The sequence below is a fragment of the Rhizobium sp. Root1203 genome, assembly GCF_001424945.1.
GTDB lineage: Bacteria > Pseudomonadota > Alphaproteobacteria > Rhizobiales > Rhizobiaceae > Rhizobium.
The window spans coordinates 1,122,203-1,142,022 of record NZ_LMCW01000012.1 but is presented as its reverse complement, the minus strand read 5'-3'; the positions used below and the strand labels follow the sequence as shown (position 1 = coordinate 1,142,022).

Annotated in this window: 19 protein-coding genes and 1 pseudogene; 8 read left to right on the top strand and 12 right to left on the bottom strand. The window is 61.0% G+C overall.

Going from position 1 to position 19,820, the window contains the following annotated elements; translation table 11 throughout:
• From ASC97_RS16275 to ASC97_RS16270, 3 genes and pseudogenes are all read right to left on the bottom strand, one after another.
• Window positions 1-1,244 (bottom strand): annotated as a pseudogene (locus ASC97_RS16275) (Na/Pi cotransporter family protein); the annotation flags it as partial.
• 1 nt (window position 1,245) lies between these two features.
• On the bottom strand, window positions 1,246-1,706 hold a 461-nt coding region (locus ASC97_RS35300), incomplete at its 3' end, for a Na/Pi symporter (RefSeq protein WP_244481473.1).
• A gap of 201 nt (window positions 1,707-1,907) precedes the next feature.
• Window positions 1,908-2,369, bottom strand: a complete 462-nt coding sequence (locus ASC97_RS16270; RefSeq protein WP_057469306.1) for a tRNA (cytidine(34)-2'-O)-methyltransferase — start codon at window positions 2,367-2,369, stop codon at window positions 1,908-1,910.
• A 382-nt stretch (window positions 2,370-2,751) separates the two neighbouring features.
• On the opposite strand from ASC97_RS16270, the gene ASC97_RS16265 reads away from it, so the two are divergent.
• Window positions 2,752-4,605 (top strand): ABC transporter ATP-binding protein, encoded by a 1,854-nt coding sequence (locus ASC97_RS16265; protein ID WP_057469305.1) that lies wholly within the window; start codon window positions 2,752-2,754, stop codon window positions 4,603-4,605.
• Between the two features lie 76 nt (window positions 4,606-4,681).
• On the opposite strand, the gene ASC97_RS16260 is transcribed toward ASC97_RS16265, so the two are convergent.
• Window positions 4,682-4,924, bottom strand: coding sequence for a hypothetical protein (locus ASC97_RS16260; RefSeq protein WP_200959475.1), 243 nt, complete (start codon window positions 4,922-4,924; stop codon window positions 4,682-4,684).
• A gap of 162 nt (window positions 4,925-5,086) precedes the next feature.
• Here ASC97_RS16260 and ASC97_RS16255 point away from each other — a divergent pair, with 162 nt between their 5' ends.
• Window positions 5,087-7,006: an ABC transporter ATP-binding protein gene (locus ASC97_RS16255; RefSeq protein WP_057469304.1), complete on the top strand. Its 1,920-nt coding sequence runs from the start codon at window positions 5,087-5,089 to the stop codon at window positions 7,004-7,006.
• On the opposite strand, the gene ASC97_RS16250 is transcribed toward ASC97_RS16255, so the two are convergent.
• The gene (locus ASC97_RS16250) at window positions 6,962-7,894 is read right to left on the bottom strand and encodes an endonuclease/exonuclease/phosphatase family protein (RefSeq protein WP_057469303.1); all 933 of its coding nucleotides are present in this window, start codon (window positions 7,892-7,894) and stop codon (window positions 6,962-6,964) included. The genes ASC97_RS16255 and ASC97_RS16250 overlap by 45 nt on opposite strands.
• Window positions 7,895-8,178: 284 nt before the next feature.
• Here ASC97_RS16250 and petA point away from each other — a divergent pair, with 284 nt between their 5' ends.
• From petA to ASC97_RS16230, 4 genes are all read left to right on the top strand, one after another.
• The gene (gene petA / locus ASC97_RS16245; protein ID WP_057469302.1) at window positions 8,179-8,757 is read left to right on the top strand and encodes a ubiquinol-cytochrome c reductase iron-sulfur subunit; all 579 of its coding nucleotides are present in this window, start codon (window positions 8,179-8,181) and stop codon (window positions 8,755-8,757) included.
• A gap of 14 nt (window positions 8,758-8,771) precedes the next feature.
• Complete coding sequence (locus tag ASC97_RS16240) at window positions 8,772-10,052, top strand: cytochrome b (protein ID WP_057469301.1); 1,281 nt, start codon at window positions 8,772-8,774, stop codon at window positions 10,050-10,052.
• Window positions 10,053-10,077: 25 nt separating this feature from the next.
• Window positions 10,078-10,944 carry a cytochrome c1 gene (locus tag ASC97_RS16235; protein ID WP_057469300.1) on the top strand — a complete coding sequence of 289 codons (867 nt, stop codon included), beginning with the start codon at window positions 10,078-10,080 and terminating at the stop codon, window positions 10,942-10,944.
• A 114-nt stretch (window positions 10,945-11,058) separates the two neighbouring features.
• Complete coding sequence (locus tag ASC97_RS16230) at window positions 11,059-11,601, top strand: adenine phosphoribosyltransferase (RefSeq protein ID WP_057469299.1); 543 nt, start codon at window positions 11,059-11,061, stop codon at window positions 11,599-11,601.
• Between the two features lie 7 nt (window positions 11,602-11,608).
• On the opposite strand, the gene ASC97_RS16225 is transcribed toward ASC97_RS16230, so the two are convergent.
• Together ASC97_RS16225 and ASC97_RS16220 are read right to left on the bottom strand one after the other, a co-directional pair.
• Window positions 11,609-12,076 carry a MaoC family dehydratase gene (locus tag ASC97_RS16225; protein ID WP_057469298.1) on the bottom strand — a complete coding sequence of 156 codons (468 nt, stop codon included), beginning with the start codon at window positions 12,074-12,076 and terminating at the stop codon, window positions 11,609-11,611.
• Window positions 12,073-12,543, bottom strand: coding sequence for a MaoC family dehydratase (locus ASC97_RS16220; RefSeq protein WP_057469297.1), 471 nt, complete (start codon window positions 12,541-12,543; stop codon window positions 12,073-12,075). Before ASC97_RS16220 ends, ASC97_RS16225 begins: the two co-directional genes overlap by 4 nt.
• An 81-nt stretch (window positions 12,544-12,624) precedes the next feature.
• Here ASC97_RS16220 and ASC97_RS16215 point away from each other — a divergent pair, with 81 nt between their 5' ends.
• Window positions 12,625-13,704, top strand: a complete 1,080-nt coding sequence (locus tag ASC97_RS16215) for a hypothetical protein (RefSeq protein ID WP_057469296.1) — start codon at window positions 12,625-12,627, stop codon at window positions 13,702-13,704.
• Window positions 13,705-13,807: 103 nt separating this feature from the next.
• Here ASC97_RS16215 and ychF read toward each other — a convergent pair whose 3' ends face one another.
• Window positions 13,808-14,911 (bottom strand): redox-regulated ATPase YchF, encoded by a 1,104-nt coding sequence (ychF, locus tag ASC97_RS16210; RefSeq protein ID WP_057469295.1) that lies wholly within the window; start codon window positions 14,909-14,911, stop codon window positions 13,808-13,810.
• A gap of 191 nt (window positions 14,912-15,102) precedes the next feature.
• Here ychF and clpS point away from each other — a divergent pair, with 191 nt between their 5' ends.
• Window positions 15,103-15,414, top strand: a complete 312-nt coding sequence (clpS, locus tag ASC97_RS16205; RefSeq protein ID WP_057469402.1) for an ATP-dependent Clp protease adapter ClpS — start codon at window positions 15,103-15,105, stop codon at window positions 15,412-15,414.
• A gap of 4 nt (window positions 15,415-15,418) precedes the next feature.
• Here the strand turns inward: clpS and ASC97_RS16200 are convergent, their stop codons facing one another.
• From ASC97_RS16200 to ASC97_RS16185, 4 genes are all read right to left on the bottom strand, one after another.
• A complete protein-coding gene (locus tag ASC97_RS16200; protein WP_057469294.1) occupies window positions 15,419-15,871 on the bottom strand; it encodes a GNAT family N-acetyltransferase in 453 nt (150 codons plus the stop codon).
• A 3-nt stretch (window positions 15,872-15,874) separates the two neighbouring features.
• On the bottom strand, window positions 15,875-16,594 hold the full coding sequence (pth, locus tag ASC97_RS16195) for an aminoacyl-tRNA hydrolase (RefSeq protein ID WP_057469293.1): 720 nt from the start codon (window positions 16,592-16,594) through the stop codon (window positions 15,875-15,877).
• Between the two features lie 93 nt (window positions 16,595-16,687).
• Complete coding sequence (locus tag ASC97_RS16190) at window positions 16,688-17,407, bottom strand: substrate-binding periplasmic protein (protein WP_057469292.1); 720 nt, start codon at window positions 17,405-17,407, stop codon at window positions 16,688-16,690.
• Window positions 17,408-17,429: 22 nt separating this feature from the next.
• Complete coding sequence (locus ASC97_RS16185) at window positions 17,430-19,790, bottom strand: EAL domain-containing protein (RefSeq protein ID WP_057469401.1); 2,361 nt, start codon at window positions 19,788-19,790, stop codon at window positions 17,430-17,432.
• Window positions 19,791-19,820 lie beyond the last annotated feature (30 nt).

Below are 19,820 nucleotides of genomic sequence, written 5' to 3'. Positions count from 1 at the left end.
CCGCTCTCGTCGAGGATGGGATGTGCGACGGAGACGATGTGGGCGTTGATGCGCTTCAGGTCGCGCAGCATGTCGAGATGCAGGGAGCTCGTCTGCAGGCTGTCGGCGCGGCCGTCGCGCAGGCGCTCGAGGTGGCGTTCGGACGACTGCTTCTCCATCCGCCGRACCTCGACCTTCACCTCCATCAGCTGCCTGGCCAGGTTGAAGTCGCGGGTGACGAGGATCGTCTGGGCGATGCGAAGGTTGTCGATCGTCAGGTGGAAGAGCTTCGTCAGTTCGGCGTAGCCGTCCTCGGAGAATTTGAGGCCGAGCGACACCTTCTTGGTCACCTGCGGCAGCAGTCCCTTTTCGATGATGTCGCCGATGTGCTCGAGGTTGATGGCATAGTCGATGACGACGATCGAGCGCCGGCCGTCCTCTTCGCTGAGACCGCTGCGGCCGAGCTTGGAGAGATAGATCTTCACCTCCTGCTGCAGGGTGTCGACGCGCTTCTCCAGGGTGGGGATTTCCTTGAGCTTGGCGAGTTCGTTTCGCTCGAAGGCATCCGAGGTGCGCAGCAGCATGCGCTCGATCAGGTCGCCGACGCCAAGCACCTCGCGGGTGGCGCTGGCGAGCGCCACGACAGGCGTCGAAAGCTCCTGCGGGTCGAGGTATTTGGGTCCGTTGTCGGCCTGCGGCTCCTCGGGCACGAGCTTCAGCATCAGCTGCGACAGGGTGCGGGAAAACGGCCAGGCAAGGGCGGCCAGGATGAGATTGAAGCCGAGATGGGCGTCGACCGGCAGCTTGGCCGGCGACAGCGGCAGCATTTCCAGAAGGTCGGCGCCGTAGCCTGCAAGCGGCAGGGCGATCAGGCAGCCGATGGCGCGGACGATCAGGTTGCCCAGCGTGACGCGCTTGGCCGAGGCCGGCCCCGACAGCGAGGCGATSACAGGCGGAAYGGCGCCGCCGAGATTGGCGCCGAGGACAAGCACGATGACCAGGCCCGYCGACAGGATGCCGGTSGAGGCRAGCGACAGGATGAGCACGACGGCGGCAAGGCTGGACGAGGAAATGAAGGCGATGCCGGCGGCGAAGGCAAGGGCCACCGGCCAGGCGCCATCGAGCAGGCCGATGAAGGCGGCCAGCGCCGGCGACTGGCGCATCGGCTCGGTGGCGCTGCTGAGGAGATGCAGCGACAACAGCATCAATCCGATGCCGATCAGCGCCGTGCCGCCGCCCTGGCGGCCGGTCGAGCCGCTGCGGTANTCGGTGGCGCTGCTGAGGAGATGCAGCGACAACAGCATCAATCCGATGCCGATCAGCGCCGTGCCGCCGCCCTGGCGGCCGGTCGAGCCGCTGCGGTAAAGCACGATGCCGGTCAGGATGACGAGCGGCGACAGCCATTCGATGCCGGTGGCGACGATCCAGGCGGTGACCGCCGTTCCGACATTGGCCCCGAGCAGGACGATCTGCGCCATGCGCGGCTTCACCAGCTCGCGTTCGACAAAGGACGAGACCATCAGCGCAGTCGCCGTCGAACTCTGCAGCGCAACGGTGGCCACGAAGCCCGACAGAAACGAGCGCAGGCCGCTGCGCGTTCCCGATGCAAGGCCGGTCCTGAGCCTCGCGCCGAAGGCCCGCGACACACCATCCTTGACCTGCGCCAGGCCGAACAGCAGCAACGCCACCGCGCCGAACAGGTTGATCATCACGATTGTGGATTCCATGCGGCCTTGTCTTTTTCTATCTCTTGGCGTCTGGCGACGCGTAATTTCGAATCTCTCTGGGCGTCAAATCATTGAATTCGTGGCGCTTGGCCCGATTTTTTGATTGCTCGGCTAACAACTATACGCCGGTCTTGCAATTTCACAACGCCATTGGCGACATATTCTGGGGTCGGACCGGCATTTGTATGCAAGCTGGGGATATCAAGCCCACACCGTCTGCCGCATGGCCTCTCCCGTTATCATCGCAGCGGAGACGGCGAGATTGATCGACCGCTGTCCATCGACCATCGGCACGACAATCCGTGCGTCGACCTTGTCGTGAACGTGGTCGGGAACGCCGGCGCTTTCGCGCCCGAACAGCAGGATGTCGTCGGGACGGAACGAGAAGTCGGTATAGCGTCCCGACGCTTTCGTGGAGGCGAGAACGAGCCTGCGCCCGGTGGCCTCCCGCCACGCTTCGAAGTGCTCCCAGTTGACATGCCGGGTCAGGGTGGCAGCGGCGAGGTAGTCCATGCCGGCGCGCTTGAGGCTGCGGTCCGAAATATCAAAGCCTGCCGGCTCTATGATGTCGACGGCACACCCCAGACAGGCGGCAAGGCGCAGGATCGTTCCGGTGTTGCCCGGTATATCCGGCTGATAGAGCGCAACTCTGAGGTTTGCCATGATCGATCTCACCTGGTCTGTTTTGCCGGAAACTCGTATTGCAACTGTGATTTCGGCGCAACATGCACGTTTTTGAACCAAAAACGTCGATTTTTCGGCATTCCGGGGCTGGAATTTCTGCCAGTTTCGCGTTATCGGTGTGCATCTTCAATCGCCAACAGGGAGCGCCACAATGGAATTATCTCGACGTATGTGCCTCCCGTCCGCGAATGCGCGACTGGCGAACCGGCACGCCTAGTGCCTTTTCTTTCCTGACTTCCCATTTCTAATTCCTTGCGCGGCCGTCGTGGCCTCGCCCCTTGAACGTCCGGTCCCCATATGAGCCTCAGCGCGTCTTTTGCGCGGGGCAGGAGCCGGAACGCTGAAGTTTCGGAGCATTTTCATGTTTGGCTGGTTTGAACAGCGACTTAATCCCTTTCCAAGCGAGGAGCCGACGGTTCCTCCGAAGGGACTCTATGCCTTCTGCTGGCACTACACGAAGCCGGCGGCACCCTGGCTCGGCATGATGGCCGTGCTGACCATGCTGATCGCGATCGGCGAAGTGGCGCTCTTCCAGTTCCTCGGCAACATCGTCGACTGGCTGACCCATGCAGACCCGGCGACGTTCCTTGAAAGCGAGGGCCACAAACTCGTCTGGATGGGCGCGTTGATCCTGGTCGGCCTGCCGCTGGCGGCCGTGCTGGATTCGTTCATCATGCACCAGGTGCTGCTCGGCAACTATCCGATGATCGCGCGCTGGCAGATGCACCGCTTCCTCATGCGTCACAGCATGACGTTCTTTGCCAACGAGTTTGCCGGACGCGTTGCGACCAAGGTGATGCAGACTTCGCTGGCGGTGCGCGAAACCGTCATGAAGATACTCGACGTCTTCGTCTACGTCGTCACCTACTTCCTGACGATGATCATCGTCATCGCGGCGGCCGACTGGCGGCTGATGATACCGATCCTCGCCTGGCTCGGCATCTATGTCGCCATCGTCTCCTACTTCGTGCCGCGGCTTCGAAAGATTGCCGCCGCGCAGGCGGATGCACGCTCGATGATGACCGGACGCGTCGTCGACAGCTACACCAATATCGCTACGGTGAAGCTGTTTTCGCATGCCGGCCGGGAAGAGACCTATGCCAAGGAAGGCATGAACGAGTTCCTGCAGACCGTCCATCAGCAGATGCGCAAGGTCACGATGTTCCATGCGGCCGTCTATATCAACAACTGCGTGGCGCTGTTCGTGATCTCCGGCCTGTCGATCTGGTTCTGGCTGAACGGCGGCATCTCGGTCGGCGCCATCGCGATTGCGATCGGCCTGGCGATGCGCGTCAACGGCATGTCGCAGTGGATCATGTGGGAAGTCTCGGCGCTGTTCGAGAACATCGGCACGGTCTATGACGGGATGGAGATGATGACGAAGGGCCACGATATCGTCGATCGCCCCGGTGCGCCCGAGCTTGCCGCCAAGAAGGGAGCGATCCACTACGATCGCATCGGCTTCCACTACGGCAAGGCCAAGGGCATCATCGACAACCTTTCGCTCGACATCAAGGCGGGCGAAAAGGTCGGTCTCGTGGGTCGCTCCGGTGCCGGCAAGACGACGCTGATGAACCTGCTCCTGCGCTTCTACGATCTGGAGAGCGGGCGCATCACCATCGACGGACAGGACATTTCGCACGTGTCGCAGGAAAGCCTGCGCGAGCTGATCGGCGTGGTGACGCAGGATACTTCGCTGCTGCATCGCTCGATCCGCGACAACATCGCCTACGGCCGCCCGGATGCGACCGATGCCGAGGTGATCGAGGCCGCAAAGCGGGCGAATGCGTGGGACTTCATCGACGGCCTCGTCGACATGCAGGGGCGCAAGGCCCTGGACGCACAGGTCGGAGAGCGTGGCGTCAAGCTGTCCGGCGGTCAGCGTCAGCGTGTCGCAATTGCACGGGTCTTCCTGAAGGACGCGCCGATCCTGGTGCTGGACGAAGCGACCTCGGCGCTCGATTCCGAAGTCGAGGCGGCAATCCAGGAGAACCTGTTCGCGCTGATGGAAGGCAAGACGGTGATCGCGATCGCCCACCGTCTGTCGACGCTGACGGAAATGGACCGACTGATCGTGCTCGACAAGGGTCGGATCATCGAGGCCGGTTCGCATTCCGATCTCGTCCGACAGGGCGGCATTTATGCCGACCTGTGGAACCGACAATCGGGCGGCTTCCTGGCCGATTCGGAAGACGCGGAAGAAGCAGCCGAATAACGCGAAACGCCCCCTACAAATGCAAAACGCCCTCCCTGGGATATCGGGAAGGCGTTTTTTCGATGTCTCGGCTCAGTCAGTGCCGATCGGCGGAAAGACTGTCTGCCCAGTCGATGATGCGGTGGCCTTCGACAGCCATGCTGTTGGCGAATGCGAGCGCGCGCAACGCCATCAGGCGCCGCTCTTCTTCGCGGGCGATCCACGCGGCAATGGCGTCGGCTATGACGTCATCGAATGGCACTTCAAGATGTTCAATCATCCCGTCGAGCTTGTCCGCCAGCGACAGCGGAATACTCGACACGAGCGTCCTTGTTTGCATTGCGGCCGTCTCCCGTAAAAGACTTGTATACTCCCAGATTGTGGCGAGTTCTGCTTCAGTCAACGGCGATGCCGCCGATGTTACCGATCATTACGAAAATATAAGGCTTTTCCGGCGGGCGCATTCCTTTCCCGTTCCGGCATATATGCCTATATCGCAAATATGCTCCTGAATCGAATCTTTAGTGCCTTCGAAAACTGGATCGATCCCTTTCGACCGCGCGACAATATTCAGCCGCCGCGCTCGACGCTCGGATTCATTTCCTTCTATATCGGCCAGGCAAAGGCGCCGTTCATCGCCATGCTGGTGCTTGGCGGCATGTCCGCGGCGATCGAGGCAGCACTCTTCTGGTTCGTCGGGCGCGTGGTCGACATTCTCGCCACCATTTCGCCTGCCGATGGATGGAACGGCCTTCTGGCCGCCCACGGTACCGAACTCGCCGTCATGCTCGTTCTCATCGGGATTGTCCGGTTCGTCGTCGCGCTGCTGATAGCGCTTGTCGATCAGCAGGTCATTACGCCGGGTTTCTATAATCTGGCGCGCTGGCAGTCCTACCTGCATGTCTCGCGTCAGTCGTTGTCCTTTTTTCAGAGCGACTTTTCCGGACGTATCGTGACCAAGGTGTGGTCGGCGGGCCAGGCGACGGGCGACCTGGTCACGTCGCTGATGGAAAGTGTGTGGTTCGTCGGGATCTATGCTGCCACTACGCTGGTTCTGGTCGCGCGGCTCGATCTTTCCCTTGCTATCGTGGTTCTGTGCTGGTTGTGCGCCTTCGGGTTTCTGGCGCGTTATTTCGTCCCGCGCATCCGCTATCATTCCCGCGAGACGGCGGAAGCCGCTTCGATGCTGAATGGCCGCATGGTGGATGCCTACAGCAACATCCAGACACTGAAACTGTTCGCGAGAGACGAGGAAACCGACCGGTACATGCGGCAGGGCTTCGATTTCTATCAGGAAACCGTCCTTCGCTTCACGCGCTTCATCACCGGCGTACGCGCGTCCATGGCGCTTCTATCCGGCCTGATGATCGTGACGATGGCCGGGCTCAGCGTGCATCTCTGGCTGCAGGGGCTCGTCAGTTCCGGTGCCGTGGCTTTCTCGCTGGCACTGGTGCTGCGCCTGAATTTTCTTCTGGGGCGTCTGATGACACAGTTCAACGGCATCATGCGCAACCTCGGCACGATCCAGAATGCGGCCGAACTCATTTCCCAGCCGCTGGGGCTGGTCGATCGGCCGGAGGCGCCGGATCTCGTCATTGTCCGGCCAGGCATTCGCTTCGAGAACGTCTCGTTCCACTACGGACGGGCCAACGGCGTGATCGACGATTTCTCGCTCACCATCGAGCCCGGCGAGAAGGTCGGCATCGTCGGGCGTTCCGGAGCGGGAAAGTCGACGCTCGTGAACCTCCTGCTGCGCCTCTACGATCTCGAGGGCGGGCGCATTCTCGTTGACGGTCAGGATATCTCCGGTGTCAAGCAGGAAACGCTGCGCATGCAGGTCGGCGTCGTGAGCCAGGATACATCCCTGCTTCACCGCTCCGTGCGCGACAACATCTTGTTCGGGCGTCCCGACGCGGGCGAGCGCAGACTGATCGAGGCCGCCCGCCGCGCCGAGGCACTCGATTTCATCGAGCGGCTGCAGGACCAGCAGGGACGCAAGGGCTTCGACGCACATGTGGGCGAACGGGGCGTGAAGCTCTCGGGGGGGCAGCGCCAGCGTATCGCCATCGCCAGGGTCATGCTGAAGGACGCGCCGATCCTGGTGCTCGACGAAGCAACGTCGGCGCTGGATTCCGAAGTCGAAGAGGCCATTCAATCGAACCTCAACCGGATCATGGACGGCAAGACTGTCCTTGCGATCGCACACCGTCTCTCGACGATCGCGTCCCTCGATCGCCTGATTGTCGTGGATGAAGGCAAGATCATCGAGGACGGGACGCACGAAGCGCTGCTTCAACGCGGTGGGCTTTATGCGGAGCTGTGGGCACGGCAGTCAGGCGGCTTTCTTGCCGTCGACTACGACGGGGCCGCTCCTCGGTCAGCGATCGATGCCGACCTCGGCCACAAGGCCAAAGTGGTTTGAGCCGATGCTGTCTTCCATCCGCTTTACCGAGGTCAGTCGAAGGGGCGGACGGGCGAGCACGTGATCGATCGCGATGCCGAGGCGGCCGGCCTTGATCGGCCACGTCGCCGGTTCGGGAAAGACGGTGTTGAGGCCGGCTGTCGCAACGAAACGCTGGATGTCCGGATCGATGATTGCCGAGTTGAAATCTCCCGCCAGGACGAGTGGGCCCTTGATGGCGGCGACGGCGCCGCGCAAATCGACCAACTCGTTCACCTGGAAATCGTCGAAGTAGGGCTTGGCAAGATGGACCGAGACGAAGGTAATCCTGGTGCCGTCGACATCGATGACTGACGTCACCAGACGGTTCGGCCAGAGGTCGCCGATGCTGCTGACGGACGTTTCGACGAACGGTCGTTTTGAGAGCACCAGGGTATCGCAGCCCTCCGTCTCGACGCCGCAGCCGATCCGATAGGGATAAGCCTTCGTCAGGCGGGCGATTTCCGGGATCAGCGGTTCGGCCTCGAGAATATTGACGACGTCCGCACCGGAGGCGATCACGGCGTCGGCAATCGGCCGTCCGTTCTTGAAGTTGAAGTTCTCGATATTGAAGGATATCAGCCGGAAGGCCGGCTGCGTGGCGGCAGTCGAGGAAGCGGCTTCGAAGGCCTTGAGCATGAACAGGCCGTGCCCTAGCAGAAGCAGGGCAGCGGAGAGCAGCACATAGGCAAACCAATGGCGTTTGAGCAGCAGGAGCAGGAGCGTTCCCAGCAGCGCCACAAGCGCGAAATGGACCTGGAAGCTGTAGACAAAGGCAAGGAGCCAGGTGTGCGTCACGTAGCGCAGCGATATCGCAGCGAGCAGCAGCGAAACGAGGACACTTCCCACACAGAATAAAGTGTCTTTCATCGCCGGGTGCCGAGACTGGAATAATAATAGTCCGGCGACGTAGCACGAGCCCGGATTTGGTGCAACGCAACAATGTTGCAAGCATGTGATTGTCTTAAAAAATCAACTTAAAATTCCCGCGACATTGTGCCCACATGGCCTTGCCAAGGCTGGACATAATTTGCGATCAAGCTTAGAACGCGCCGGATTGGTGGGGAATCTATGTTCGAACTGTGTCGCGACAGATTCTTCGCCTTGAGGGGATGGGCGGAGTTCCGCGAAAATTGCGCAGAGGATTGTAAGCCGTGAGCGAACACGAAACGACAGGCGAGGTCTCGAACGAGCCCACTCGCCGTGATTTCCTTTATCTCACCACAGGTATGGCGGGCGCGGTGGGCGCCGTTGCGGTCGCGTGGCCGTTTATCGATCAGATGCGCCCCGATGCCTCGACGCTGGCACTGGCTTCAATCGAAGTGGACGTGGCGAGCCTCGAGCCGGGCATGTCGCTGACCGTCAAGTGGCGCGGCAAGCCGATCTTCATCCGTAACCGTACGCCCGAGGAAGTGAAGGCAGCCGCCGACACTCCGATGGCGGATCTGAAGGATCCGGTCGCCCGCAACGCCAATCTTGCACCCGATGCCCAGGCAACCGGCCTCGACCGTTCGGGCGGCAAGGACAAGGAAAACTGGATCGTCATGATCGGCACCTGCACGCATCTCGGTTGCGTTCCGCTCGGCCAGGCCGGCGAATATAACGGTTGGTTCTGTCCCTGCCATGGTTCTGTCTACGATACGGCCGGCCGCATCCGTAAGGGCCCGGCGCCGCAGAACCTGGCTATCCCGACCTTTTCGTTTTTGTCCGATACTAAAATCAAGATCGGTTGAGGGGAGACTGATACATGAGTGGCCATTCCAGCTACGAGCCATCAACCGGCTTGGAAAAATGGATCGATGCGCGCCTTCCGCTGCCGCGCATGGTCTATGACAGCTTCGTTGCATATCCGGTTCCGCGTAACCTGAATTATGCCTACACCTTCGGCGCCATGCTGTCGGTCATGCTGATCGTGCAGATGCTGACCGGTATCGTGCTCGCCATGCACTATGCCGCCGAGACCTCGATCGCATTTAACTCGGTCGAGAAGATCATGCGTGACGTCAACCACGGTTGGCTGTTGCGCTACATGCACGCCAACGGCGCGTCCTTCTTCTTCGTTGCGGTCTACCTGCACATCGCCCGTGGTCTCTACTACGGTTCCTACAAAGCGCCGCGCGAAATCCTCTGGATCCTCGGCGTTCTCATCTATCTCCTGATGATGGCGACGGGTTTCATGGGCTACGTTCTGCCCTGGGGTCAGATGTCCTTCTGGGGCGCGACCGTCATCACCGGCTTCTTCTCGGCGTTCCCGCTGGTCGGCGAATGGGTCCAGCAGTTCCTGCTCGGCGGCTTTGCGGTCGACAATCCGACGCTGAACCGCTTCTTCTCGCTGCATTACCTGCTGCCCTTCGTCATTGCCGGCGTTGTCGTCCTGCACATCTGGGCACTGCATGTCACCGGCCAGACGAACCCAACCGGCGTCGAGGTCAAGACCAAGACGGACACCGTCCGCTTCACGCCTTACGCGACCCTCAAGGATGCGCTCGGCGTTTCGATCTTCCTGCTCGTCTACGCCTACTTCGTTTTCTACCTGCCGAATTTCCTCGGTCACGCCGACAACTACATCCCGGCCGACCCGTTGAAGACACCCGCACACATCGTTCCGGAGTGGTACTTCCTGCCGTTCTACGCGATGCTGCGATCGATCACCTTCAACATCGGCCCGATCGACTCGAAGCTCGGCGGCGTGCTTGTGATGTTCGGCGCGATCATCGTGCTGTTCTTCGTGCCTTGGCTCGATACGTCGAAGGTCCGTTCCGCGGTCTACCGTCCGTGGTACAAGCTTGCCTACTGGCTGTTCGTGATCAATGCGATCATTCTCGGCTGGCTGGGTTCGCAGCCGGCGGAAGGTCTCTACACCACGATCTCGCAGATCTGTACGCTCCTTTACTTCGCCTTCTTCCTGGTCGGAATGCCGGTGCTTGGTCTCGTCGAGACGCCGCGCCGCGTACCGAACTCGATCACGGAAGCCGTGCTTGAAAAGCGCAACAAGACTGCTGCGGCCGTTGCAACGGCCAAGGCATAAGCGGGCGACGAGAGGGAATAAAAATATGAAAAAGCTTGTTGCAAGCATTCTGTCGCTCGCAGTCGTCGCGGGTCTTGGCACCGCAGCGTTTGCCCAGGAGGCAGCGCCCGCGGAGCATCACGAGGCCGCAACGCCGCACTATCCGCTGAAGGAGCCGAAAGAGGTCGACTGGACCTTTGCAGGTCCGTTCGGCAACTTTGACAAGGGCCAGCTCCAGCGCGGCTTGAAGGTCTACACGGAAGTCTGTGCTGCCTGTCACTCCATGAAGCTCGTGCCCTTCCGCACGCTTGGCGACCTCGGCTACTCGGACGCGCAGGTCAAGGCGTTCGCAGCCAACTACGAAGTGCAGGACGGTCCGAACGCCAGCGGCGACATGTACAGCCGCAAGGCTGTTCCTTCGGACTACTTCCCGTCGCCGTTCCCCAACGCCGAAGCAGCCGCTGCGTCCAACAACGGCGCGGCGCCGCCTGATTTCTCGCTGATCGCCAAGGCGCGCGAAGTCGAGCGTGGATTCCCCCAGTTCGTCTTCGATATCTTCACGCAGTACCAGGAAGGCGGGCCGGACTACATCTACTCGCTGCTGACAGGCTACGAAGAACCGCCGGCCGGCTTCCAGGTCCCTGAAGGCGGACACTACAATCCGTATTTCCATGCCGCTGCGGTCCTGGCGATGCCGAAGCCGCTGTCGGACGGTCAGGTTACCTACGACGACGGTGCTCCGGCGACGGTCGATCAGTACGCCAAGGACGTTTCCGCGTTCCTGATGTGGGCTGCCGAACCGCACCTGGTGGCGCGCAAGCACACCGGCTTCATGGTCATGGTCTTCCTGCTGATCTTCTCGGGCCTGATCTACCTGACGAAGCGTTCGGTATATGCAAACAAGGAACACTGAGAGCGTAGCTCCCGTGTGAGGAAGGCGGCCGTTTGGCCGCCTTTTTTGTTGGTTCCGTCGGTCGCAATTGATAGGGTGCGCCGACCTCACAGCCCCTGCAGATATGGATCTTCCATGAACGATACGACTTCGGAGCTTGCCGCCAGCATTCGCTCCATTCCGGACTATCCCAAGCCCGGCATCATCTTTCGCGATATCACGACGCTTCTCGGCAATCCCCGCGCTTTCCGGCGGGCGATCGACGAACTCGTCCAGCCCTATGCCGGCCTGAAGATCGACAAGATTGCGGGCATGGAAGCGCGGGGCTTCATTCTCGGCGGTGCGGTGGCACATCAGCTGTCCGCCGGCTTCGTGCCGATCCGCAAGAAAGGCAAGCTGCCCCATGACACGGTCCGGATCGCCTACAGCCTGGAATACGGCGTCGACGAAATGGAAATGCACCGCGATGCCGTGCAGCCGGGAGAGAAGGTGATCCTGGTGGACGACCTGATCGCCACCGGCGGTACCGCGGTTGGCGCGACGCAGCTTCTTCGCCAGATCGGCGCGGAGGTCGTCTCCGCTTGTTTCGTCATCGATCTTCCTGATCTCGGCGGACGCTCAAAGCTCGAGGCGCTTGGCGTCGAGGTTCGCACGCTGGTCGAATTTTCGGGCCATTGAGGCCCGGTCATAGGAATTCCAGCACGCTGCCTTCGAAGCGGATGACGGGCGTTCCGTCTGCTATGGCGCCCTCCGAAAGGAGGGTGTTCACGCGCATTCCGGGGCGCGAGGCCAGCGGGCGGCTCTTCAGCAAGGTGTTGGAGTAGTACACCTCCTCGCCGCAGAAAACCGGCCGCAGCCATTGCATGTTGCGAAAGCCGGGGGAGGGCCCGAGCTTGGGCGGGGACGTTCCGTCGCGCACCAGGCGCGCGCATTCCTCTTCCCAATATGCCATGAAAACCCGCATCCAGGCTGCGCAGGTATGCCACCCTGAGGCGCAGAGGCCGCCGAACAGGCTCTCCCGCGCCGCGTCGCCGTCGAGATGGAACGGCTGGGGATCGAAGCGCGTGGCGAAGGCGATGATCCTTTCCGCCGTGAAGACGTAACTCCCGATATCGGTCTTCTCCCCGAAGGCATAGCGTTCCGCCATAATCATGCGCCGGCCTCCGGCGCCTTGCGCATCGCAAACATGATCGATCCCTCCGCGGCACAGACGAGATCGCCGTTCTGATTGGCGATTTCGTGCCGGAACTTGACGATACCGATCCCCGGTCTCGACTTCAGGGCTCGCGCTTCCGTAACTGTCGAATGGCCCGCCAGCGTGTCTCCTGCCAGCACCGGCTTTCGCCACTCCATGACATCGATGCCGGGCGCACCCTGCGACAGGGAATTGAGGATGAAGCTGTCTGTCATCATCCGCATGAACATGGCCGAGGTGTGCCAGCCGGATGCCGCCAATCCTCCAAGGATACTGGCGAGTCCGGCCGCTTCGTCAAGATGCATCGGCTGAGGATCGAACTCGCGGGCGAATTCGATGATCTCGGCGCCGGTCACCGTCTTCGGGCCGAGGGCGAAGGTGCGCCCCGGTTCGAAATCTTCGAAGGTCAGCTTCTGATCGGACAAATTCGTCTCCGCGTCATAGGAAGTTCACAAGGATTACAATAGCCTCCACCGAGGCACAATGATTCCGGCGGGATTTCCAGCATGCGTGAACTAAAGTCGATCCTCGATGACGCCGAGCGGAAAGGGCTGATTTCCTTTCAGGCCGCCGATCGGCTTTTGCCGTTTCTCATCGAGCGCGGTGTGCGGGTTGACGGCGGGACGGGTGTGGTCGCAGGGGATGGACAGGCATATTCTGACACGGAGACGCCGAGCTTCGTGCGTGGCTTCCACGACATACTGATCACCATTGGCATCGTCGTGGCGCTTTCGGGGCTATGGGGCCTCGCTTCCATCTACGCCGCGTTGCCGGGGATCATACTGCTGGCGGAGATCCTTGTTCGCAGGCAACGGCTCGCCTTGCCAGCCGTGGCGCTGACGATCGCGCTGGCGATCTGGACCGTCGTGATGTCGGCAAACTGGCTGGAAGGCCCTCTTACGATTGTTGGGCTGGGCGACAACGAGGCGCTGGCGTGTACGTTGACGTTCCCGGTCGTCCTGGGCCTCTTTTATCTGCTCTACCGGATCCCGCTTGCCCTCGCGCTGGCGATCATGGGGGCGTTTGTCGTCTTGCTGCAGCTTGTCCTCCGCACACTTGGCTGGATGAGTGCTGATCCGCTGTTTGCGGTCAATCATACCGGCGTGCTGTCGATCATCGCCGTTGCGTGCGCACTCGGTCTTTTTGCGCTTGCCATGCGGTTCGACCTGCGGGATCCGCTTCGCCGTACCGTCAACGCCGATGTTGCCTTCTGGCTGCATCTCGGTGCCGCGCCGGCCCTGCTTTACAGCATCGTCTCCTTGGCAGGCTTTAGCGACGACCTGCTTGACGCGGTGCAGACGGTATCATCCCGCACGCCGGTGGTGGTTGCGACCGTGGCAGTACTGATGTTCGTGGGGCTGATCATCGACCGTCGCGCTTTCGTGACATCCGGTCTCGTGTCTCTGGGATTTGCCCTCTACGGGATATTCCGCCAGGGCAATGCGCGCGTCGATACCTATATCTTCGTCACGCTGCTGACCGTCGGGGTCATCGTGCTCGTCATCGGAACGGGATGGATGCCGCTCCGGCGCTTCGTCATGCGGCGGCTGCCGGCTGCGATGCGCGATAGGCTGCCGCCGGCCTAGATAGGGCGGAAACGCCCTATCTCTTTCTTTTACGCAATTGCAGACGCAAAACCGCTACGCACTCCTGCTGGAATTTGCTCTGGGCGGCAGTCTCTGCTCCGCCCTAGGTGTTGAAGCGGAAGTGGATGACGTCACCGTCCTGGACGACGTATTCCTTGCCTTCGTCGCGACCCTTGCCGGCTTCCTTGGCGCCGACTTCACCCTTGAAGTTGATGTAGTCGTCATAGGCGATGGTGAAGGCGCGGATGAAGCCGCGTTCGAAGTCGGTATGGATGACGCCTGCGGCTGCCGGCGCCTTGGTGCCGCGCACGATCGTCCATGCTCGCGTTTCCTTGGGGCCGACGGTGAAGTAGGTGATCAGGTCGAGGAGGTGGTAACCGGCGCGGATCAGCCGGTCCAGGCCTGCTTCCTCGAGGCCGAGCGCCGACAGGAACTCTATTGCTTCCTCTTCGGGAAGCTGTGCCACTTCGGATTCGATCGCGGCGGAGATGATCACGCATTCAGCGCCCTGTTCCGTGGCCATGACGGCCACGGCACCGGTATGCTCGTTGCCGGTGGAGGCGTCGGCTTCGGCGACGTTGCAGACGTAGAGCACCGGGTGCGAGGTCAGCAGGTTGAGGCCCTTGAGGATCTCGATGTCTTCAGGTGCCAGCGTCTTCAGGAGCAGGCGCGCTGGCTTGCCTTCGTTCAAAAGCTTGATGACCGATTCCATGACAGGCAGCTGCGCCAGCGATTCCTTGTCCTTGCTGGCAGCACGCTTGCGCGTCTGCTCGACACGGCGCTCGAGGCTCTCGAGGTCGGCAAGCATCAGTTCCGTCTCGATCGTATCGGCATCGCCGACCGGATTGATGCGGCCCTCGACATGGGTGATGTCGTCGTCCTCGAAGCAGCGCAGGACGTGTACGACGGCGTCGACTTCGCGGATGTTGGCGAGGAACTTGTTGCCGAGGCCTTCACCCTTCGATGCGCCGCGCACGAGGCCGGCGATGTCGACGAAGGAGATGCGCGTCGGGATGATTTCCTTGGAGCCGGCGATCGCTGCCAGCTTCTGCATGCGCGGATCGGGAACGGCGACTTCGCCGGTGTTCGGTTCGATGGTGCAGAAGGGATAGTTCGCTGCCTGCGCCTGCGCCGTCTTGGTGAGCGCGTTGAAGAGAGTCGACTTGCCGACATTCGGCAGACCGACGATACCGCATTTGAAGCCCATGGCCTGTAACCTGCTGTTCTTGAATTCCTTGGCCGTGCGTATGGGGTAAAAGCCGCCTCCGGGTCAAGCTTTTCGAGCACATCTGTCGTGATCAAGGCGGGTTTCGCTTGAAAGCTGCGCTTGCGGTGCAATATAATTGTCGGGCTGAGCATGCGCTCGCCTTACCCATGTCATCAACGGGTGGACTTCCGATGAGTGACAACGATGTTGCCCTGAAGCCGAAAATCAAATCCAAGCCGAAGCTCGAGCGGCCGAAGCTCTACAAGGTCATTCTCGTCAATGACGATTTTACGCCGCGGGAATTCGTCATCGCGGTGCTGAAGATGGTGTTCCGCATGAGCGAGGAGACGGGATACCGGGTGATGCTGACGGCGCACAAACTCGGCACATCCGTGGTCGTCGTATGTGCCAGGGATATTGCCGAGACCAAGGCGAAGGAGGCGGTGGACTTCGGCAAGGAGGCCGGGTTCCCGCTGATGTTCACCACCGAGCCTGAAGAATAAGGTCTCAGGGGCGGCGGATCTGGAAGCCGGTCTTGTCCCGGAGAAAGCCGCAACTCTCGTAGAAGCGGAGCGTTGAGGGCTCCTTCGACCCGGTCAGAAGCATGACCTTGTAGCAGCCGGCGTCCCAGGCCGCGTCGATGGCGTGCCGGACAAGTGCACCCGCATGGCCGCGCTTTCGATGGTCGCGGTGCGTGACGACATTTTCGATCAGGGCATAGGATGCGCCGTTTCGCGTCAGGTTCGGGACGACGATCAGCGTCGCGGTGCTGGCTGGCGCCTGATTGTCAAAGCCGATGAACACGGTCATGCCCGGCTGCGCCAGCATGGCGGCGAAGCGGTCCTTCAACTCTGAGGGATCGAGCGCCGGATCGCCGGGATTGAGCTGTCGATAGAGTTCGAGCAGATCTTCGAGATCGCCGGCAACGGCCGCGCGGATCGAATTGGACGAACCTGCCACCGATCAGTCTTCCTTCTTGCCGAACATCCGCTTCAGCATGTCGGCCATTGGACCCGTCGCCGGCAACTTCTTCGGCTGTGCGTGGTTTCGCGCCTGACGGATGTGCGACTGTGCCGCCGGCTTTTTCTCCGCCTTCGGCTTCTCCTCCTCGGCCTTGTCGCCGACAGCGAGCGCCAGCTTGTTCATGAGCTGCGAATCTTCCTTTCGCACCAGCATATCGGCGTTGTCGGCAAGAGCGTCGAGGAGCGGTTCCACCCACACCCGATCGCTCTTGGCGAAATCGCCGAGTACATGATGCTGCACCATTTCCTTGACGCCCGGGTGCCCGATGCCGAGGCGCAGGCGGCGGTATTCCTTGCCGCAGTGGGCGTCGAGCGATTTTATGCCGTTATGGCCGCCATGACCGCCGCCGGTCTTGATTCGCGCCTTGCCCGCCAGCAGGTCGAGTTCGTCATAGACAGCGACGAGATCGGCCGCCTCCAGCTTGTAGAAACGCATCGCCTCGCCGACGGATTCGCCGGAAAGGTTCATGTAGGTCTGCGGCTTGATCAGCAGCACCTTCTCGCCGGCGATCTCGCCCTCTGCGATTTCCGCCTTGAACTTCTTCGACCAGGGCGAAAAGCTGTGACGGCGATGGATCGCGTCGACGGCCATGAAGCCGATATTGTGTCGGTTTCCGGCGTACTTGCCGCCGGGATTGCCGAGGCCCGCAATGATCAGCATGGCTCGTTCGTTCCTTGCAAAATGCTCTCGCCGTTCACCACCGCGAAACGCCGGCAAAGTCAAGCATAAGAAGCGAGCGGTTGGCCAGGAAAGTCAATCCGAACGGCGCAGGCCGTATTTCATGAAGATGGACTTCTGGGTGCCATCGGCAATCAGGCTGTCGAGGGCCGTCTGCATCCGCGCAAGCAGATCGCCCGGAAAACTCTTCTCGCAAGCGATTCCCATCAGCTGGGAGGAAAGGACCGCGACCTTCTGCAGGGGTTGCTCCGTCTTCAGCCTGTCGAAGTAGATCTCGGATATCGGCATCATGTCGATTCGGCCGTTGAGAAGCTTGCGAAGCGTCGCGCTGAAGTCGGTCGTGACGTCCAGTTTGGTGAAGCCCTTTTCCTTGAGAACGGTCTCGGTATAGTCCTCGCGCTGTGTTCCGATCGTGTATTTCTTGGCTTCCTCAAGATCCATGGCGGATATGCCTGAGCCGGTCTTTGCGATGAGTATGTTGTTATCGACCAGCAGGGGCTCGACCCACTTGAACTTCGAATCGCGCTTTGCGTTGTGCGCCGTGGTGAAGACGCAGGTCATTGGCGTGGTCTGGGCGAGGCTGTAGGCGCGCGCCCAGGGCATCATCTCGACGGTGTAGTCGATACCGGCGGCGGTCATCATCCTGTCGACCTGCTCGATGGATGCGCCCTTCATCGCCTTGCCTTCGCGGTAGCTGAAGGGGGGGTATTCTTCGGTGAGCAGGCTGACAGGCGCCGCGCCGGCCGAGGTAAACGATGGCAGGCTCAGGAGGGCAAGGATCAGCAGGCGTTTCATCGTGTTGCCTTCCTTTTTGCGATTACGAAGCGCGGGCAACCGCGAGTTTTACGACGGTCAGCTGCTCGATCAGCTGCTCTGCATTCTGGGGACGATGGAAGAGATACCCCTGGCCGTAGTCCAGGCCCATTTCGCAGAGCGTCCGGCATTCCTCTTCGCTTTCGATGCCTTCTGCGATGACCGTGCAGTCCATCTTGTGGGACAGGGTCGCGATGCTCTCCACCAGCATGCGGCTCTTGTGGCGCACCTCCGCGTTGGCATCGTTGATCGAACGTGTGAACGACTGGTCGATCTTGATGATATCGACAGGGAAGCGGTTGAGATAGCTCAGCGACGAATAGCCTGTTCCGAAGTCGTCCAGCGCGATGCGGCAGCCGAAACGGCGCATTTCGCCGACGATCATGCGGATGGCCGGGTTGTTATGCATCAGCACGGCTTCGGTGATTTCGACGACGATACGTTCGGGGCGGATGCCGTGACGCCCCAGCAGAGAGGCGAGACGTGCGGGCAGGGCGGGCTCGAACTGCAGCGGCGAGAAATTGATGGCGAGATAGCTGTCCTGCATGCCGGACAGCTTCGAAATCCTGGCCAGGTGGGCGATGGCCTTTTCCATGATGACGTTGCCGACACGGACGATCTTCGAGGTTTCCTCGGCGACGTTGATGATCGCTGCCGGGGCCATCAATCCCTTCTGGGGATGGTTCAGGCGCATCAGCGCCTCAAAGCCTGCGATCCCGCGGCCGTTGAGGTTCACGATCGGCTGCAGATATGCCTCGAACCAATCTTCGACGAGGCCCGTCTCGATGCAGTTTTCAATCTCCGCGCGGGCGCGGACGTGATCGAGCATCGTGGCGTCGAACAGCTGCGCACCATTCTTGCCATCACGCTTCCTGGCATACATGGCCATGTCGGATTTCTGCAGCAGTTCGGCCGCGTTGGCGGCATGGCGCGGATAGATCGCGATGCCCACACTGGCGCTCAGATGCAGGTCGGGACCGAACGGTTCGCGGAATATCGAGGCAATCTGCTCGGCCATCGCATTTGCGCGGCGGGCGGCGTCCTTGGCCGGCAGCAGTATAGCGAATTCGTCGCCGCCGAGACGAGCAGCCTCGTCGGACGGTGCCAGATGGGCTTTCAACCGAGCGACGAATTCGCGCAGTGCCCTGTCGCCTTCGGCGTGGCCGAGATTGTCGTTGATCCACTTGAAGCGGTCGAGGTCCACGAAGAGGCAGGCGAGTTCCTGGCCGGCCATGTCCGCATCGCGGATCTTTCCGTCGAGCGCTTGTTCGAAGCCTTGCCGGTTGAGGAGGCCGGTCAGGTGGTCGCTGATGGCCTGGCTGTGGTTTCTTGCCTCGGACGCCTTGAGCTCGGTGACATCCGTCATCACCGAAAGCGACAGCAGGTCATGACCGCCGGTGACAGCCTTCGATTCCAGGATCAGCACGTCCATGACGCGGCCGCCGGCGCAGAGGAATTTGACGGTAACGTCGAAGGCCGCGGCGTGTTCGATCTCATTCTTTCGATTGAGGAAGCTTTCGCGCGTGTCGGCTGTGACGAGTTCGATGAACCTGCGGCCGATGACGCCCGACCGTTCGTAGCCCGTGGCCACGAGCCAGTAGTCGCTGACGGCGGTGATGCGATCGTCCTCGTCCAGCGAAAACAGCATGGCGGGGGTGAGACCGTAGATGTCGATCGCGCGGCGGTGGGCGAGCTTCAGCTCCTTCTCCTCGCTTTCCAGCTTGGATTGCATCTCGTTGAAGCTGCTGGCAAGCCGGCCCATCTCGTCGTTGGAGTGCCAGTCGACGTGATGGCGCGAGCCCAGTTGGCGCGTCGCTTCGATGGCTGCGATCAAGCGCATCAAAGGCCTGATGATGAAGATGCGGTTGCCGATCAATGCCGCGCTGAAAACGGTCAGAACGGCGAAGATGAAGATCGACATGAAGACGATCTCTTCGCTCTTCAAGCCGGAAAACAGGCCGAGGGCGGGATAGAAGACCGAGATGCTGCCGAGGTTTTTCGGACCGTCGATCGTGTTGTAGATGATGGCGCGCGAAACCTGCACCAACTCGCCGCGGAACGATTTCGGTATGGTCGATTGGGTGACGTCGAGCTGGCCGGACTGATCCCGCACCTGGACCTTGACGATTGCGCCCTGCGAAACGACGGTCGCGCTGATCTGCGCAACGCTGTCCTCGTCGAGATCCCAGAGAGGCTTTGCCAGCGCCTGGGCATTGGCCACAAGAAGAACGGAGATGTGGTCGCGGATCTCTTTCTCCGCGCGTTCGGAGGACAGGAAGAGGAACAGAACAAATAGAGGCGCGACGAAGAGAAGCAGTGCCCCGCAAACGATTGCTAGAAATCTATTCTGAACGGAATTGTGCATCTGTTCCGTCTTCTCCTTGCCGCATTCTCT